Source organism: Ciceribacter sp. RN22, assembly GCF_024054295.1.
Lineage (GTDB): Bacteria > Pseudomonadota > Alphaproteobacteria > Rhizobiales > Rhizobiaceae > Allorhizobium > Allorhizobium lividum.
Genome location: NZ_JAMXLD010000001.1, coordinates 164,781 through 180,060, shown reverse-complemented (window position 1 = coordinate 180,060; position 15,280 = coordinate 164,781). Strand labels below are relative to the sequence as shown.

Below are 15,280 nucleotides of genomic sequence, written 5' to 3'. Positions count from 1 at the left end.
ACCGCGCAGACGCACTCATTCGAGGATCACGACATGTCATCGACCCATATCTACTCCGCCTTCGACGAGGAACTGAAATACCTGATGCGCCGCATCTCCGAGATGGGCGGACTCGCCGAGCAGATGGTGGGCGACAGCGTCCGCGCTCTGGTCCACGGGGACGCTGCTCTGGCGCACAAGGTGATTTCCGACGACGTCATTATGGACGCAGCCGAGCGCGAAATCGGTGACAAGGCCGTCATCACGATCGCCCGTCGCCAACCCGTCGCCAGCGACCTTCGCGAGATCATCGGCGCGCTGAAGATCGCCAGCGACCTGGAGCGGGTCGGCGATCTCGGCAAGAACAACGCCAAGCGGGCGATGGCGGTGCAGAGCGCGGGCATCCCGCGCAAGCTCGCTCGCGGCATCGAGCACCTCTCCGAACTTGCCCTCGTGCAGCTGAAGGAAGTCCTGGACGTCTACTCGACGCGTTCGGCGGAGAAGGCGAAGTCCGTCCGCGATCGCGACGACGAGATCGATGCTGTCTATACCTCCCTGTTCCGGGAGTTGCTGACCTACATGATGGAAGATCCCCGCAACATCACGAGCTGCACGCATCTTCTCTTCTGCGCCAAGAACCTCGAGCGGATCGGCGACCACGCCACCAACATCGCCGAGACCATCTACTACATGACCACGGGGGCCCAGCCCGAAGGCGAGCGTCCGAAGGAAGACCTGACGACGGACGTCGGCGCGGTCACCGAATGATGCCGCTGCAGAGGATAAGTGAGCGATGCAGCCAAGGATAGTGGTAGTCGAAGACGAGGAGGCGCTGAGCGTACTCCTTCGTTACAATCTTGAGGCCGAAGGTTACGAGGTGGAGACGATTCTGCGCGGCGACGAAGCAGAGCTGCGCCTCCAGGAAAGGGTTCCAGACCTCCTGCTTCTGGACTGGATGCTGCCGGGCGTCTCGGGGATCGAACTCTGCCGCAGGCTGCGTATGCGACCGGAGACCGAACGCCTGCCTGTCATCATGCTGACGGCGCGCGGCGAGGAGAGCGAACGCGTGCGCGGCCTGGCCACGGGCGCCGACGATTACGTCGTCAAGCCGTTTTCGACGCCGGAGCTGATGGCGCGCGTCAAGGCGATGCTGCGGCGTGCCCGTCCCGAAATGCTCTCGAGCGTTCTTCGCTGCGGCGACATTGAACTCGACAGGGAAACCCACCGGGTTCATCGCAAGAGCCGCGAGGTCCGCCTCGGGCCGACGGAATTCCGACTGCTGGAGTTCCTGATGACTTCGCCGGGCCGTGTCTTCTCCCGTTCGCAGCTGCTGGATGGCGTCTGGGGGCACGACATCTACGTCGACGAACGTACTGTCGACGTCCACGTCGGACGTCTGCGCAAGGCGCTCAACTTCTCGAACATGCAGGATGTCATCCGCACCGTGCGCGGCGCCGGATACTCGATGGAAGCCTGATTTCCAATTACATCACGCACAAAAAAACGGGCCGCGCGGCCCGTTTTCGTTTTCTCCGGCCAGAAGCTTACCGGTCCGCCTTGCGGCGCTCGGAGACCGGCTGATAGGCGAGCTTGGCGTGATACTTGCAGTACGGCGAGGAATCGAGTGACTCGCAGCCGCAGAAGTGGAACTCGTCGCTCATCGGATCGCCGATCGGCCACTTGCAGGTGCGTTCGGTGAGTTCGGTGAGCCCAAGCCGGCGGGAAATCGGTATCACGACGTTCGAGGCCGGAACGGCGCGGATTTCCTCCAGGGCATCGATCTGGCCCTCTTCCTTCAGCATCGCTCCGCCTACCGGACGGGCGTTTGCGCGGGCGGGGACGCGCGCAGCAAAGTTTGAGGGACGAGGGGCCGGTGCCGGACGTTTCGGCGTACGAGCCGGTGCCGTGCCGCCGCCGGACTTCGCGCGTCCCGGCAGGTTGAGGCGATGCACCTTGCCGATCACCGCATTTCTGCTGACGCCGCCGAGTTGTGCGGCGATCTGGCTTGCGCTCAGGCCCTCGGCCCAGAGCCTCTTGAGTTTTTCGACGCGCTCATCTGTCCAGTTCATGCCATTATCTCCGCCATCGCGATATTAACGGCAGAATCCGTCTCCGTTGCTTCGGACGAATCCAAAACAAGACTTCCTCGATACTTTCGGTGACTACTTCTGCCGCATGCAATCTTTTAATGTAAATTTAACCTAGTGTGGCGCTGACTCCGTGACAAGAGTCGGACGAATCAAGCGGAATCGATTTTCAAGTTTTCCCCAACTTGCTGGCTTTCGCCGGCCGCGAGAATCAAAGCTGTGAAAGGCGCTCGCGCATCACAAAAATCCTTTGCGTGTCGCAGTTTTGTTGACAGCACAGCGGGAAATGCCGATAGTGCCAACCGCCGCCGAAAGGCGGCATTTTTGATTTTTCCGGGGACTTTTCTGCGGGACGCCGGAAGGTCCGTGTTCACATCGATCGGTTGCGAAGGAGCTGTTCCACCATGGCTGAAGCCACGCCGCTTTACGAAACCTACCTGCGCGCGCCTCTGCGTTTCGAGCGCGGCGAAGGGGTTTGGCTTATCGCGGAAAATGGTGAGCGATATCTCGATTTCGCGGCCGGCGTCGCAGTGAACGCGCTCGGGCATGCCCACCCGCATCTCGTCGATGCGCTGACGTCACAGGCCGAAAAGGTCTGGCACCTGTCGAACCTCTACGAGGTTCCAGGCCAGGAAACGCTCGGCAAGCGGCTGACGGAGGCGACCTTCGCCGACAAGGTGTTCTTCACCAACTCGGGCGCCGAGGCGCTGGAATGCGCGATCAAGACCGCGCGCCGCTATCACTTCTCGAAGGGGCACCCGGAAAAGTTCCACATCATCACCTTCGAAGGTGCCTTCCACGGCCGCACGCTTGCGACGATCGCCGCAGGGGGGCAGGCGAAGTACCTCGAAGGTTTTGGACCCAAGGCACCGGGCTTCGACCAGGTACCCTTCGGCGACATCGAGGCGGTAAAGGAGGCGATTACCGAGAACACGGCCGCGATCCTTATCGAGCCGGTGCAGGGTGAAGGCGGCATCCGTACTGCGTCCAACGAGTTCCTGCGGGCACTTCGCCAGCTCTGCGACGACAAGGGGCTTCTCCTGATCCTTGATGAAGTTCAGTCGGGTGTCGGTCGCACGGGTAAGCTCTTTGCCTATGAGTGGGCGGGCATCACGCCCGACATCATGGCCGTTGCCAAGGGCATCGGCGGCGGCTTTCCGCTGGGCGCCTGCCTTGCCACGGCGGAAGCTGCTTCCGGAATGAAGGCCGGCACGCACGGTTCCACCTACGGCGGCAATCCGCTGGCGATGGCCGTCGGCAATGCCGTACTCGACGTCATTCTCGCCGATGGTTTTCTGGAGCATGTGCGCGACGTGGCGCTGGTCTTCCGGCAGGGACTGGCGGCACTCCATGACCGCTTCCCCGATGTCGTCGAGGAGATCCGCGGCGAAGGCCTGATGCTCGGCATCAAGGCGAAGGTACCGAACGCGGAGTTGCTGCAGGCGATGCGCGCCGAGCACATTCTCGGTGTCCCGGCCGGTGAGAACGTCATTCGTCTTCTGCCGCCGCTCATTACGACCGCCGAAGAAGCGCGCGAGGGCCTCTCGCGGATCGAACGCGCGGCCGAGCGGGTCCATGGCGCCCACGAAAAGCAGGCGGCGCAAGCCTAAGCAGCAGAAATTCAGACAGGTTTCCCAATGGCATCTCCGAAGCATTTCCTCGACCTCTCGGCCGTTTCGTCCGCCGACTTGCGTACCATCATGGATGACGCCCGCGCTCGAAAGCAGGCGACAAAGGCTGGGACGGCGGACAAGCCGCTTGCCGGCAAGATGCTTGCGATGATCTTCGAGAAACCGTCGACGCGCACGCGCGTGTCCTTCGACGTCGGGATGCGCCAGCTCGGTGGTGAGACACTCTTCCTTTCCGGCACGGAAATGCAGCTCGGCCGTGCGGAAACGATCGGTGACACCGCAAAGGTCCTTTCGCGTTACGTGGATGCGATCATGATCCGCACGACCGATCATTCGCGTCTCCTGGAGATGGCGGAGCATGCAACTGTTCCCGTCATCAACGCGCTGACCGACAGCACGCACCCCTGCCAGATCATGGCCGACGTCATGACCTTCGAGGAGCATCGCGGTCCGGTGAAGGGCAAGACGCTCGCCTGGACCGGCGACGGCAACAATGTCCTGCATTCTCTCGTCGAGGGCGCCGCCCGCTTCGGTTACCGCATGAACATGGCCGTGCCGCTCGGGTCCGAGCCGGACGACAAGTACCTCAACTGGGCCCGCGACAACGGCGGCGAAGTCATGCTTTGCCACGAGGCGGAGCGTGCCGTGGAAGGTGCTGACGCCGTCATTACCGATACCTGGATTTCGATGAACCAGGAGCACAAGGCCAGGGGGCACAACGTCTTCCAGCCCTATCAGGTGAACGGGGCGCTGATGGCGCACGCAAAGCCCGACGCCCTCTTCATGCATTGCCTGCCCGCGCATCGCGGCGAGGAGGTCACCGACGAGGTGATTGACGGCCCGCAGTCCGTCGTGTTCGACGAGGCGGAAAACCGGCTGCACGCACAGAAGTCGATCCTCGCCTGGTGCCTTGGTGCGATCTGACGTCGCTTGCCCGGGTTTGCAGCCTCCGGCTTGATCTTCTCGCCAAGCGACCCCATGTGAGCGGTAAATTGGGGGCCTATGCACCCCCCCGGAAGTCAAGCGCCTGCGGCGCAAGGAGTACAATAATGGCAGACAGGGCCACTGAACTCGGCGAATTCGGTTTCGCCGGCGATGACCGCGTTGTTCCGTTCCAGGTGGAAGGGCTCGACGTGCGCGGCCGGGCCGTGCAACTCGGCCCGCTGGTCAATACCATTCTCGCCCGGCACGACTATCCGGCTCCCGTCGCCCGCCTTCTGGCAGAGGCGATGGTCCTCACCGTGCTGATCGGTACTTCGCTCAAGTTCGAGGGCAAGTTTACCGTCCAGACGAAGGGTAACGGGCCGGTGGATCTGCTGGTCGTCGACTTCTCGACGCCGCAGGACGTGCGCGCCTATGCTCGCTTCGACGAGGATGCGCTGAAGGCCGCGGTCGAGGAGGGCAGGACGTCCCCCGAGGCCCTGCTCGGCGAAGGCGTGCTCGCATTCACCATCGATCAGGGCAGCTTCATGCAGCCTTATCAGGGGATCGTGCCCCTCGACGGTACCTCGCTCGAGGAAATCGCCGGGGTCTACTTCCGTCAGTCGGAACAGATTCCGACGCGGGTGCGTCTCGGCGTCGCCGAGTTCTTCGATCGCGACGAGGACGGACATCCCCGCCGCGGTTGGCGGGCCGGGGGGCTCATGGCCCAGTTCCTGCCGGAAGCGCCGGAGCGGATGCGTCAGCGGGATCTGCACGGCGGTGACGGAGACGAAGGCGGGCATGTCTTCTCTGAGGATGATGCCTGGTCGGAAGCGCAGGTGCTGGTCGACACGGTCGACACGGATGAGCTTACCGATCCGCAGATCGGCATAGAGCGGCTGCTGTTTCGCCTCTTCCATGAACGCGGTGTGCGGGTTTACAAGCCGCAGCCGGTTTTCGACCGGTGCAGCTGCTCGCGGGAGAAGGTGAAGGGCGTCCTGAAGAGCTTTTCCGATGAGGAGATCGAGCAGAGCCAGGAAGACGGCGCGATCACCGTCACGTGCGAATTTTGCTCGACCACCTATCGCTATGAAGCGGCCGAGGTTCGCGAAGGCTGAAATTGATGACGGCACCGTCCAGACTGGCGGTGCCGTTTTTCATTGCGGTTGGGTACTGGGTCCGCCCGGCCTCAGTTGAGGACCCGCAACATGCCCGGCGCGTCCAGAGAGAAGGCCGGGATCGCGACCTCGAAGAGGTCACCCTCCTCAGTTTCCATCTGGTAGTGGCCGAACATGACGCCTGACGGTGTGTCGAGAGGGCAGCCCGAGGAATATTCGTAGGTATCGCCTGGCTGCAGGTGCGGTTGCTCGCCGACGACGCCCGGCCCGGTAACTTCGTCGACCTGGCCGTTTTGATCGGTGATGTGCCAGTAGCGATTCACCAGTCGAACCGACCTGTCGGAGTGATTGGTGATTGCCACCCGATAACCCCAGACATATCGTCCGTCGTCCGGATCGGATTGCTCCTCCAGATAGTAAGGCTCGACACTGACTTCGATATCCCGCGTCAGGGCTCGATACATAGGGTTGACCTTCTTTATGTCTTGCTAACCATATCTATCAGCTCGCCGCACCGGTCAAGGAATGCGGATGCGCCGAGCAGGCAAAGTGTCGCGACTTTGTCAAATTAGTCCTAACGGGGAGGCCGTGACATCCGTTGCGTCGATACGGTTGCCCGACGCGCGCGGCGCCGGGCAGCAGGGCGTGAAAGGTGGTTCAGGCCGGAACCTTGCGGAGCGCCTGCGCAAAATCTTCCAGCAGGTCCTGGGTGTCCTCGATGCCGCAGGAAAGGCGCACCGTGCCCCCGGACATGCCGAGTTCGGCGCGTGCCTCGTCGGTCAGGTTCTTGTGCGTCGTGGTGGCCGGATGGGTGATCAGGCTCTTGGCGTCGCCGAGATTGTTGGAAATCTTGACGATGTCCAGCGCGTTTTGCAGCTTGAAGGCCGCGTCCTTGCCACCCTTCATTTCGAAGGCGACCAGCGTCGAGCCGCCGGTCATCTGCTTGGCGACGATGTCGGCCTGCGGATGGTCGGCACGGCCCGGATAGATCACCTTGGCGATCTGCGGCTGCTCGGCCAGGAAGTCGGCGATCGCCGCGGCATTCGCCGTCTGCTGCTTGACGCGCAGCGGCAGTGTCTCGACGCCTTTCAGCAGCGTCCAGGCATTGAACGGCGACATGGCTGGGCCGGTGTGGCGGAAATAGTCCTGCAGGTTCTCGGTGATCCAGTCCTTCGACGAGAGCACGACGCCGCCGAGGCAGCGGCCCTGTCCGTCGATATGCTTGGTGGCCGAATAGACGACGACATGGGCGCCGAGTTCGAGCGGCTTCTGGAAGAGGGGGGTGGCGAAGACATTGTCGACGATGAGCGTGGCGCCGACTTGGTCGGCGAGCTTGGCCACGCCGGCGATGTCGACCACTTCGAGCGTCGGGTTGGTCGGGCTTTCGAGGAACATGACCCTGGTGTTCGGGCGGATCGCCGCCTCCCAGTTCTTCAGGTCCCGACCGTCCACCAGCGTGCATTCCACGCCATAGCGCGGCGCAAGTGTGTCGACGACATAGCGACACGAACCGAACAGGGCGCGGGCGGCGACGATATGGTCACCGGCCTTCACCTGGCACAGCACGGCGGCCGCAATGGCGGCCATGCCCGAGGCCATGGCGCGGGCGTCTTCGGCGCCTTCCAGCAAGCACATGCGCTTCTCGAACATGTCGTTGGTCGGGCTGCCGTAGCGAGCGTAGATGTAGCCGTCGTCCTCGCCCTTGAAGCGGGCTTCGGCCGCCTCCGAGCTTTCGTAGACGAAGCCCTGGGTCAGGAAGATTGCTTCCGACGTTTCGCCATAGGGCGAGCGAAGAGTTCCACCATGGACGAGTTGGGTTGCCGGACGCCAGTTCTTGCTCATGCCTTTCAGCCTTTCAAACACAAAAAAACCGGTCGCGACATCGGACCGGTTTCTAGCACCCGGTCTCTTTAGCCATTTGTTTAACGTGGCTGCAAGCCGACCGGCCAAATCACCACGGGATAAGCCTGCCATACGCCGATCACGGGCTTGCGTCAATTCCTCGACTTTGGTTTTGTCGGGTCAAACGGGATGGGACAAGATGACAAGGACCACGGGTATCCTGGCGGATCGCGCCATCGACGCGCTGTTCGCTGAAGGCCGGCTGAAAAGCGAGGCGCCCCTCGACGCCGACCAGGTGCAACCGGCAAGCCTCGACCTGCGCCTCGGCTCAAAGGCAATGCGTGTCCGCGCGAGCTTCATGCCCGGTCGCGAGCACAAGGTCGCCGACAAGCTCGAACGGCTGACGCTGCATGAGATCGATCTCGAAGACGGGGCAGTACTGGAGACGGGTTGCGTCTACATCGTGCCGCTGATGGAAAGCCTCGACCTGCCGCAGGACATGTCGGCCTCGGCCAATCCCAAGAGCTCGACCGGACGGCTCGACATCTTCACCCGCGTGATGGTCGATCACGCCCAGGAGTTCGACAAGATTCTCGCCGGCTACCGCGGGCCTCTCTATCTCGAGATCAGCCCGCGGACGTTCCCGGTCATCGTCCGGCGCGGATCGCGCCTGTCTCAGATCAGGTTCCGCGTTGGCCACTCGCTGCTGAGCGACACCGAACTGCTCGATCTGCACAAGGCGGAGACGCTCGTTGCGAGTGAGGTCCCGAATGTCTCGGGTGGTGGCATCGCGCTGTCGATCGATCTGGAGGGCAGTGGTCCCGACGGCTTGATCGGCTATCGCGGCAAGCATCATACGTCCGTGATCGACGTCGACCGCAAGGCGGCCCATGATGTGCTCGATTTCTGGGAGCCGCTCTACAGCCGCGGGCGCGACGAACTGATCCTCGATCCGGACGAGTTCTACATCCTGGTTTCTCGGGAGGCCGTCCACGTGCCGCCGCTCTTCGCGGCGGAGATGACGCCCTATGATCCTCTCGTCGGTGAATTCCGCGTGCACTATGCGGGCTTTTTCGATCCGGGCTTTGGTCATGCCGGTGCAGGCGGTGCCGGCAGCCGCGCCGTGCTCGAAGTCCGCAGCCACGAGGTGCCGTTCATCCTGGAACATGGACAGGTGATCGGGCGGTTGGTTTACGAGCACATGCAGGAGCGTCCGGCAGGCCTGTATGGCACCGGCCTTGGCTCCAGCTACCAGGCGCAGGGACTAAAGCTGTCCAAGCATTTCCGGGTTGGCTGACGCGCGCCGTAACGCCGCGACTTCACTTCGCAGTTCTCTCAGTTCCGCAAGGATGAGATCCTGGCTCTCCTTGAGGTCTTCCTGGTCCCCTGCGCTCGGAATCTCATGCTCGGCCTGCATGGATGAGACGATGATCCCGATGAAGAGATTGAGGACCGTGAAGGACGTCGCGACGATGAACGGGATGAAGAAGACCCAAGCGAGTGGGTGAAGCGCCATCACCGGACGCACGACGTCGCCGGTCCAGCCTTCGAGCGTCATGACCTGGAAAAGCGTGAAGGCGGACTTGCCGATATTGCCGAAAAGCTCAGGAAAATCCGTGGCGAACAGCTTCGTTGCGGCGACCGAGGAGACGTAGAAGACGAGCCCCAGCAGGAGGAAGATCGACCCCATGCCCGGGAGTGCCGAGAAGAGCCCGCCGACGACGCGCCGCATCGAGGGCACGACGGAGATCAGCCGGAAGAGGCGCAGGACGCGCATGGCTCGCAGGATCGAGACCGTTTCCGTTGCCGGAACGATCGAGATGGCGATGACGAGGAGGTCGAAGACCCGCCAGGGGGCGTGGAAGAAGCGGCTGCGGTAAACGGCAAGTCGTGCCAGGATCTCGAGGACGAAGATCGCAAGAAGGGTGTGGTCGATCGTGTAGAGCAGGGATCCGTAGCGAGCCCAGAGGACGGGCGAGGTCTCGAGCCCCAAGGTAAGGGCGTTCAACAGGATCAGGACGGTGATGGCCGTTTCGAAACGGTTCGATTCGAGAAGGCGGCGGAAGAAGGGCATGGTGGCAATCCGGATGTCTGGCAATCGCCGCCACATTGCCCCGTGAAAGTAAAAACTTGGTGGCTTTGGCGCGTGATAGGCAAAGCGTCGCTGTGCAGGTTCTTCACACTTGACAGACCGGGGGATCTGTTGGATTTGTGCCCCTGTCGCGGGTGTAGCTCAATGGTAGAGCAGCAGCTTCCCAAGCTGAATACGAGGGTTCGATTCCCTTCACCCGCTCCAGCTTCTCCCTTATCCGGCATCGTTCCTTTGTTCCGGGCGTCTTCCGCGCTGCCGGATCCGCAAGGCGGCGAGGCCGAACAGCGTGCAGAGCGTGAATACGGCACCGCCCAGGAACGTGCCCTCGGCGCCGGCGACGTCCCATAGGCCACCGGCGATCATGCTCGCGGCAAGCAGCGCCATCCCGGTGATCAGGTTGAACATGCCGAACGCCGTACCGCGCAGCTCGGCTGGCGCGGTATCGGCAACCATCGCCGAGAGCAGCCCCTGGGTAAACCCCATATGCAAGCCCCAGAGCGTCGCCCCGGCGGCCAGTCCGGCAAAGCCGGAGCTGAATGCCAGGACAATGTCTGCAATAAGCAGCAGGAAAAGCCCGGCCACCAGCAGCGTCATGCGGTTGACCCGGTCCGACAGTGCGCCGACAGGATAGGCGGAAAGCGCGTAGGCAATGTTCATGATCACCATCACCAGCGGAACGAATGCAATGGGAAGGCCGATGTCCTGCCCCTTGAGCACCAGGAAGGCTTCGCTGAAGCGCGCCAGAGTGAAGGCCGTCGCGACCGCGACGATTTTCCAGTAGGCTGCTCCGAGCCGAACGAGTTCGGTCCGGCGAAGCGGCATGCGTGCGGTCCGCCGTGCCGCAATGTTTGGCGGCTCTTTCACGGCGAACGTGATGAGGCTGGCCGAGACGAAGGCCGGAACGACGGCGATCCAGAAGACCGCCGTGAAGTTGTCGGCGAAGAGCCACATGAAGAGGATGGCGAAGAGCGGCCCCAGCAGCGCGCCCAGGGTGTCCAGCGACTGCCTGAGGCCGAAGCTTGCGCCCCGGAGTTCCGGAGATGCGATGTCGGCAACCAGCGCGTCGCGCGGTGCCCCGCGGATGCCCTTGCCGATCCGGTCGATAAAGCGCGCAGCAACCAGCCATCCGATACTCGGCGCAAGCGGGAAAATGGGTTTGGTCACCGCCGCGAGGGTGTACCCGAAGGCAGCGAGCAGCTTGCGTTTTCCGAACCAGTCGCTGAGAGCGCCGGAAAACACCTTGGTAACGGAAGCAGTCGCCTCGGCGATCCCTTCGATGACGCCGACGGTGAGGGTCGATGCTCCGAGCGCGCCGACAAGATAGAGGGGCAGCAGCGCGTGGATCATCTCCGAGGAGACATCCATGAAGAGCGATACGAAACCGATCGTCCAAACGGCACCGGGCACGCGCTTCCACGTTCCCCAGCCGGATTTTGCCTGTTCTTCACTCATGCCGCCCCCTGGTAGCCGGTATGTCGCAGATCACGCCCAGCATTCGCGCATCCTGTGTGGCTGTGTCTCTGACAGTCAAGCCTGCCCGCTTTCGGGGCTAGCACCGGTGCAGTCGGCTGCAGCCGGGGGAGGGGTGGCCGCCGGCATCGTGACAGGGCGCGGCTCATGTGGCGTCTTGTTCCAGAAGAAAGGTCTCTCCCTCAGTTCGAAGGCGGCACGCCAGGCCGCATAGGAGACCATCATCCAATAGAAAGGTATCGCAAGCCAGCGCCAGCCGAGAAGGCGTCGCTCGTATTCGATCATTGCGGAGACGCCGAGCCCGAGAAAAATGCTGTAGCTGCCGAAGATGTTCATCGCATCGATGCCGAAAAGCAGGTTTTTCAGCGGATGGATGTGTTCGGCGGGGCTCTGAAGCATTGCGATCGCCGAAGTGGTGAAGAAGATGAGGATTGCAGGGTGTCCAAGCGATGAGACCAGCATGCCTCCGATCAGCAGTTGAAAGACGACGAACGCCCCGGTTCCCATCTCGCGGCGGGCACGTCCGGGATCGCGCATCACCACCAGCCACGTTTGCAGCCAGCCCTTGAACCAACGTGTCCTTTGTCCGAGCCAGACCCGCGCTCTGATCGGCGCATCTTCGAACGTGTGCCGGCGGATCGTCTCGGACCGGTAGCCGAGGCGGTAGAGCCGCATGCCGAGGTCGGCGTCCTCGGTGACATTGTATGGGTCCCAACCGCCTGCGGCACGCAGTGCGGCTGTGCGGAAATGATTGGACGTGCCGCCGAGTGGCAATGGCATGCGATAGCGGGCGAGAAGCGGCAGCAAGCCACGAAAGAGTGCCGCGTATTCGAGCGCGAAGACCGTGCTGATGCAGGATTCACGCATGTTGGTGATGATGAGCGGCGCCTGCAGGCAGGTTACCTCGGGGGCAGCCGTCCGAAAACGGGCATAGGCCTCCTTCAACTGACCCGGATGCGGACGATCTTCGGCATCGTAGATTGCGAGATAGTCGCCGCGCGTGCCGGCGAGGGCATAGAGAAGCGCCTTGGGCTTGGTACGCGGTCCGCCTGGTGGTACGACGACGATTTCCATATGCGATCCCGGCCGCAGCTTGCGGATCGCCTCGATGGTCTCGTGGTCGTCCGCCTCGCAAACGAGCTTGATATCCAGCCGGGAGGGAGGCCAGTCGAGTCGCTCCAGGGCAGCGATCAATTGGCCTGCGACCGGCGCTTCGCGATAGAGCGCCACCAGGATCGAGTAGATCGGTAGCGGGCCGTCCGCGATCAGGGCTTCGGGCAGGATATCGCGACCACGAGGATGGAAGAGTGCTCCCAGTCGCAAAACCATTGCTGCGAAGTAGAGAGACGACAGCAGCACGTGAAGCGCCAGTGCGACCGGTCCGGAGGCGAGCAGCAGCGCGGCCACGCCGCCGGTCAGGAATGCGCCGGCGACGAAGCCCTGTCGACCGGTCATGACGATACGGGCCGAATGTTGCGGGTTCTCTTCGAACAGCGCGTTCGAAACGGTCGCGACCCTACGTGCTGCGCCCGCATGCCAGACGGCTCGGCGAATAGAGGAGGCCGATGCGACAGTCAGCGCTGCCCTGAGGGTCGGATGGTGGACGAACCTCTCGGCGAGGTCTGCAAGGTGACGGGCCTCCGGCGCGATGGCGGTCAACGGCGCTTTGTCCGGGGAATGCAGGCGCAGGAGGGTCGGACGCTGCAGGAGCGCATCCAGCGCCGGGCGATCCATGACTTGGTCGGGCGGTATTTCCTCCAGGAACGGCAGGCCAAGAAGCCGTGCGATCGCCGCGTAATAGGTCTGCTCATCGACGCTGCCGTCGGCGAGCAGTTCCTGCTCTATGGTGCTTCCGTTTGCGTGTGCCCGCCGTGCCATGCTTTTGATGAAAGGCTTGGAGAAGCCGAGTTGGCACAGTGCCCGCGCCTCGGTCTGGAAGGCATGCGAAACACCGGCGTCAGCAGCGGCCTTGCCGCCGTCTGGACGCGCAGTCGCCACCCGACGGGTGGCGCCGTTCGGCTCCCCTCGGTATTCCCCGGCCTGCATGCTTCTGATAAACCGTCATCGACCGATGACGTCCCAGCCTGTCCCGGAATGGATCATAATGGTACACGCAAAAGTTTCATCCCTGGATTTGAAGGGTGTGCTCGCATTCCTTGTATCGGGTTGTGTTCTGCTATCCTCGGCCATCGTGCCCGCGAGGGTTGCTGCGCAACAGCTGCCGGTACTGTTCGATGCCAACGAGCGGCTACCGCGTCCTGATCTGTCGACATTGCTGCGGCTGCGCTTCCTGACCACCACAGATTTTCCGCCGTTCAACTTTGCCGACCAGACGGGACGTCTTGCCGGTTTCCACGTAGAGCTCGCCCGTGAAATCTGCTCGGAACTCGCCATCGAGGCCAAGTGCCAGATTCAGGCGCTGCCGTATGCCGATCTGGAGAAAGCTCTCTCGGAAGGGCAGGGGGAGGCGGTTATCGCGGGTGTCGGGGTCACGACGGAGCTCAGGAGGAGCTTCTCGTTTTCGCGCCCCTTCATGCAACTGCCCGCACGGTTCGTTCGCAACGCCGGCGTTGATATTCCCGGCAACGAGGTTGCGGGCCTTGCCGGTCGCCCGGTCGGCGTGGTGCAGGGAACGGGACACGAGGCCATGCTGAAGGCTTTCTTCCCTGACGTCCGTTCGACCGGCTTTGCCGATCGCGGTGCGATGTTGCAGGCACTGAAGGAAAAGAAGGTGGACGCCGTCTTTGCCGATGCGCTGCAACTGTCCTTCTGGACGGCGGGTGAGGCTTCCGGCCATTGCTGCACGATGATGAACGGCGCCTACGTCTCGGAAAAATTCCTCGGCGAGGGGCTAACGATCATGCTGAGGCAGGACGAGGGGGCGTTGACCGCCGCCATAGATAGCGCGCTTGCCGCGATTTCTCGCGACGGACGGTTGCAGGAAATCTATCTGCGCTATTTCCCCAACAGCCTCTACTGACGGCGGCAGCGGATCCTCAGGCGGGGCGATAACGGGCGATCGCGCTGTGCTCGATCGCCGCGCAGGTGAGCTTGTCCAGCGTCAGCCGGTCACGCAGCATTTGGAGCAGCCGGATTTCTTCCGGGCGGATGCAGAGGTCGACCGCCATGATTTCGACGGCGAGTGCATAGGCGGTATCATAGCTGCGCGGCGGAACGGTATCCCTGACCACTTCCAGCGCGATATCCAGCCCTTCTGGCCCTGCGAGGATATCGGCGCAACGTTGCGACACCTCGATCAGCCGTTCCTTGTCGAAATCCTTGAAGATAGGCAGTACATCGATCAACTGACCGATGCGGCCGAGCTCTTTGTCGTTCATCGCATTGTCGACGGCGGAAGCCATTACCATGACGAAAATCAGGGCTTCCTGGGTGGTCAGGCGCTTGCTCATGTGCGGAAGAAACCTCGTTGTTTTTCCGTAGAGTAGGCGCGCCATGGATGGGATTCAAGGCTGGTCGTTCGGCCCTTCGCGCGGATCGTCGCCGAAAATGCCGCGCCGGTCCGTCCGGGCAGCGGAGCTCAGTTCCGCGAGGACCGATCCGGGTTCGGCTTCCGCCCAGCCGTTGCGCACGAGCCAGGCGCCGATGTCTGTCCCGCCGACGCGGCAAACGGTCACCAGCATGTCCTTCTCATTCGCCCCAGTCTGATCGCAGGCGACGGTACGGTTGCGGATCAGCATGCGCTGCTGCGTGCGTGCCACTACACCGCACGGCCAGGGTGCGCCGCCTCCGGAGGGACAGCGCCGTCCGACCGCGGTTGGCATGACTCCTGCCAGTCTCACGCGCCGGCCGCGCGCCGCGAGCAAGCCCGCGGCGCCTGACCAAGGGCGTTGCAGGAGGACAACTTCCACCTTTTCCTCGTCTTCTCCGCCGAGGGGTGGCCGGGGCGCTATGCGTTCCAGCGCCTCACCGGGTCCCTCTGTCGGGGAAGCGAATTGTCCGGGGCTGATCGCCCGGACGCGCCGGCGCTCGACGACGGGCGCGGGCGCCTTTGGCCGGGTGACGGCGGTTTCCGTTTCCGGCGGCGGAAGGACGGGTCGCAGGCGGGCGCCGGCAATCACCAGGGCCGAGCCCCAGGCGAGGATCACGACACCGCTTGCAATCACCGCCGCACGACGCATA

At 62.9% G+C, this 15,280-nt stretch carries 15 protein-coding genes, 1 tRNA gene and 1 riboswitch; of the genes, 8 read left to right on the top strand and 8 right to left on the bottom strand.

Annotated elements, in window-relative coordinates:
- Positions 1-33: 33 nt before the first annotated feature.
- The gene (phoU, locus tag NHF53_RS00890; protein WP_112685504.1) at positions 34-747 is read left to right on the top strand and encodes a phosphate signaling complex protein PhoU; all 714 of its coding nucleotides are present in this window, start codon (positions 34-36) and stop codon (positions 745-747) included.
- Positions 748-772: 25 nt separating this feature from the next.
- Positions 773-1,456 carry a phosphate regulon transcriptional regulator PhoB gene (gene phoB / locus NHF53_RS00885; RefSeq protein ID WP_112685502.1) on the top strand — a complete coding sequence of 228 codons (684 nt, stop codon included), beginning with the start codon at positions 773-775 and terminating at the stop codon, positions 1,454-1,456.
- Between the two features lie 67 nt (positions 1,457-1,523).
- Here phoB and NHF53_RS00880 read toward each other — a convergent pair whose 3' ends face one another.
- Positions 1,524-2,048 (bottom strand): GcrA family cell cycle regulator, encoded by a 525-nt coding sequence (locus NHF53_RS00880; RefSeq protein WP_114362432.1) that lies wholly within the window; start codon positions 2,046-2,048, stop codon positions 1,524-1,526.
- 422 nt (positions 2,049-2,470) lie between these two features.
- Between NHF53_RS00880 and NHF53_RS00875 the strand changes: the two genes are divergently transcribed.
- The 3 genes from NHF53_RS00875 (at position 2,471) to NHF53_RS00865 (ending at position 5,736) form a co-directional block, all read left to right on the top strand.
- On the top strand, positions 2,471-3,676 hold the full coding sequence (locus NHF53_RS00875) for an aspartate aminotransferase family protein (protein ID WP_252832733.1): 1,206 nt from the start codon (positions 2,471-2,473) through the stop codon (positions 3,674-3,676).
- A 27-nt stretch (positions 3,677-3,703) separates the two neighbouring features.
- Entirely contained in the window at positions 3,704-4,621 is a 918-nt protein-coding gene (argF, locus tag NHF53_RS00870) for an ornithine carbamoyltransferase (RefSeq protein ID WP_114362434.1), read from the top strand.
- A gap of 125 nt (positions 4,622-4,746) precedes the next feature.
- On the top strand, positions 4,747-5,736 hold the full coding sequence (locus NHF53_RS00865; protein ID WP_114362435.1) for an Hsp33 family molecular chaperone: 990 nt from the start codon (positions 4,747-4,749) through the stop codon (positions 5,734-5,736).
- Positions 5,737-5,807: 71 nt separating this feature from the next.
- Here NHF53_RS00865 and apaG read toward each other — a convergent pair whose 3' ends face one another.
- Entirely contained in the window at positions 5,808-6,200 is a 393-nt protein-coding gene (gene apaG / locus NHF53_RS00860; protein WP_112685492.1) for a Co2+/Mg2+ efflux protein ApaG, read from the bottom strand.
- Between the two features lie 193 nt (positions 6,201-6,393).
- The gene (locus tag NHF53_RS00855; RefSeq protein ID WP_252832731.1) at positions 6,394-7,578 is read right to left on the bottom strand and encodes an O-succinylhomoserine sulfhydrylase; all 1,185 of its coding nucleotides are present in this window, start codon (positions 7,576-7,578) and stop codon (positions 6,394-6,396) included.
- A 47-nt stretch (positions 7,579-7,625) separates the two neighbouring features.
- Positions 7,626-7,704: riboswitch (SAM riboswitch) on the bottom strand.
- Between the two features lie 73 nt (positions 7,705-7,777).
- Between NHF53_RS00855 and NHF53_RS00850 the strand changes: the two genes are divergently transcribed.
- Positions 7,778-8,875 carry a 2'-deoxycytidine 5'-triphosphate deaminase gene (locus tag NHF53_RS00850; RefSeq protein ID WP_252832730.1) on the top strand — a complete coding sequence of 366 codons (1,098 nt, stop codon included), beginning with the start codon at positions 7,778-7,780 and terminating at the stop codon, positions 8,873-8,875.
- Here NHF53_RS00850 and NHF53_RS00845 read toward each other — a convergent pair.
- A complete protein-coding gene (locus tag NHF53_RS00845) occupies positions 8,843-9,652 on the bottom strand; it encodes an ion transporter (RefSeq protein ID WP_252832728.1) in 810 nt (269 codons plus the stop codon). The two genes, NHF53_RS00850 and NHF53_RS00845, sit on opposite strands and share 33 nt — an antisense overlap.
- A 148-nt stretch (positions 9,653-9,800) precedes the next feature.
- Here NHF53_RS00845 and NHF53_RS00840 point away from each other — a divergent pair.
- Positions 9,801-9,874 (top strand) — tRNA-Gly (locus NHF53_RS00840).
- A gap of 9 nt (positions 9,875-9,883) precedes the next feature.
- Here NHF53_RS00840 and NHF53_RS00835 read toward each other — a convergent pair.
- Together NHF53_RS00835 and NHF53_RS00830 are read right to left on the bottom strand one after the other, a co-directional pair.
- On the bottom strand, positions 9,884-11,122 hold the full coding sequence (locus tag NHF53_RS00835; protein ID WP_252832726.1) for an MFS transporter: 1,239 nt from the start codon (positions 11,120-11,122) through the stop codon (positions 9,884-9,886).
- A gap of 75 nt (positions 11,123-11,197) precedes the next feature.
- Positions 11,198-13,186 carry a glycosyltransferase family 2 protein gene (locus NHF53_RS00830; RefSeq protein WP_252832725.1) on the bottom strand — a complete coding sequence of 663 codons (1,989 nt, stop codon included), beginning with the start codon at positions 13,184-13,186 and terminating at the stop codon, positions 11,198-11,200.
- 58 nt (positions 13,187-13,244) lie between these two features.
- On the opposite strand from NHF53_RS00830, the gene NHF53_RS00825 reads away from it, so the two are divergent.
- Positions 13,245-14,120 carry a transporter substrate-binding domain-containing protein gene (locus NHF53_RS00825; protein ID WP_252832723.1) on the top strand — a complete coding sequence of 292 codons (876 nt, stop codon included), beginning with the start codon at positions 13,245-13,247 and terminating at the stop codon, positions 14,118-14,120.
- A 16-nt stretch (positions 14,121-14,136) separates the two neighbouring features.
- Here NHF53_RS00825 and NHF53_RS00820 read toward each other — a convergent pair whose 3' ends face one another.
- Both NHF53_RS00820 and NHF53_RS00815 read right to left on the bottom strand, forming a co-directional pair.
- A complete protein-coding gene (locus NHF53_RS00820; protein WP_114362442.1) occupies positions 14,137-14,550 on the bottom strand; it encodes a tellurite resistance TerB family protein in 414 nt (137 codons plus the stop codon).
- A gap of 54 nt (positions 14,551-14,604) precedes the next feature.
- The gene (locus tag NHF53_RS00815; protein WP_252832722.1) at positions 14,605-15,279 is read right to left on the bottom strand and encodes a thermonuclease family protein; all 675 of its coding nucleotides are present in this window, start codon (positions 15,277-15,279) and stop codon (positions 14,605-14,607) included.
- Position 15,280: the final 1 nt, after the last annotated feature.

Excerpts from the sequence above, each read along its gene's own strand:
- NHF53_RS00830 (WP_252832725.1), bottom strand. The coding sequence starts at position 13,186 with ATGCAGGCCGGGGAATACCGAGGGGAGCCGAACGGCGCCACCCGTCGG.
- NHF53_RS00875 (WP_252832733.1), top strand. The coding sequence starts at position 2,471 with ATGGCTGAAGCCACGCCGCTTTACGAAACCTACCTGCGCGCGCCTCTG.
- NHF53_RS00820 (WP_114362442.1), bottom strand. The coding sequence starts at position 14,550 with ATGAGCAAGCGCCTGACCACCCAGGAAGCCCTGATTTTCGTCATGGTA.
- NHF53_RS00855 (WP_252832731.1), bottom strand. The coding sequence starts at position 7,578 with ATGAGCAAGAACTGGCGTCCGGCAACCCAACTCGTCCATGGTGGAACT.
- phoB (WP_112685502.1), top strand. The coding sequence starts at position 773 with ATGCAGCCAAGGATAGTGGTAGTCGAAGACGAGGAGGCGCTGAGCGTA.
- NHF53_RS00835 (WP_252832726.1), bottom strand. The coding sequence starts at position 11,122 with ATGAGTGAAGAACAGGCAAAATCCGGCTGGGGAACGTGGAAGCGCGTG.
- phoU (WP_112685504.1), top strand. The coding sequence starts at position 34 with ATGTCATCGACCCATATCTACTCCGCCTTCGACGAGGAACTGAAATAC.
- NHF53_RS00825 (WP_252832723.1), top strand. The coding sequence starts at position 13,245 with ATGGTACACGCAAAAGTTTCATCCCTGGATTTGAAGGGTGTGCTCGCA.
- NHF53_RS00880 (WP_114362432.1), bottom strand. The coding sequence starts at position 2,048 with ATGAACTGGACAGATGAGCGCGTCGAAAAACTCAAGAGGCTCTGGGCC.
- NHF53_RS00815 (WP_252832722.1), bottom strand. The coding sequence starts at position 15,279 with ATGCGTCGTGCGGCGGTGATTGCAAGCGGTGTCGTGATCCTCGCCTGG.
- NHF53_RS00845 (WP_252832728.1), bottom strand. The coding sequence starts at position 9,652 with ATGCCCTTCTTCCGCCGCCTTCTCGAATCGAACCGTTTCGAAACGGCC.
- apaG (WP_112685492.1), bottom strand. The coding sequence starts at position 6,200 with ATGTATCGAGCCCTGACGCGGGATATCGAAGTCAGTGTCGAGCCTTAC.
- NHF53_RS00865 (WP_114362435.1), top strand. The coding sequence starts at position 4,747 with ATGGCAGACAGGGCCACTGAACTCGGCGAATTCGGTTTCGCCGGCGAT.
- argF (WP_114362434.1), top strand. The coding sequence starts at position 3,704 with ATGGCATCTCCGAAGCATTTCCTCGACCTCTCGGCCGTTTCGTCCGCC.
- NHF53_RS00850 (WP_252832730.1), top strand. The coding sequence starts at position 7,778 with ATGACAAGGACCACGGGTATCCTGGCGGATCGCGCCATCGACGCGCTG.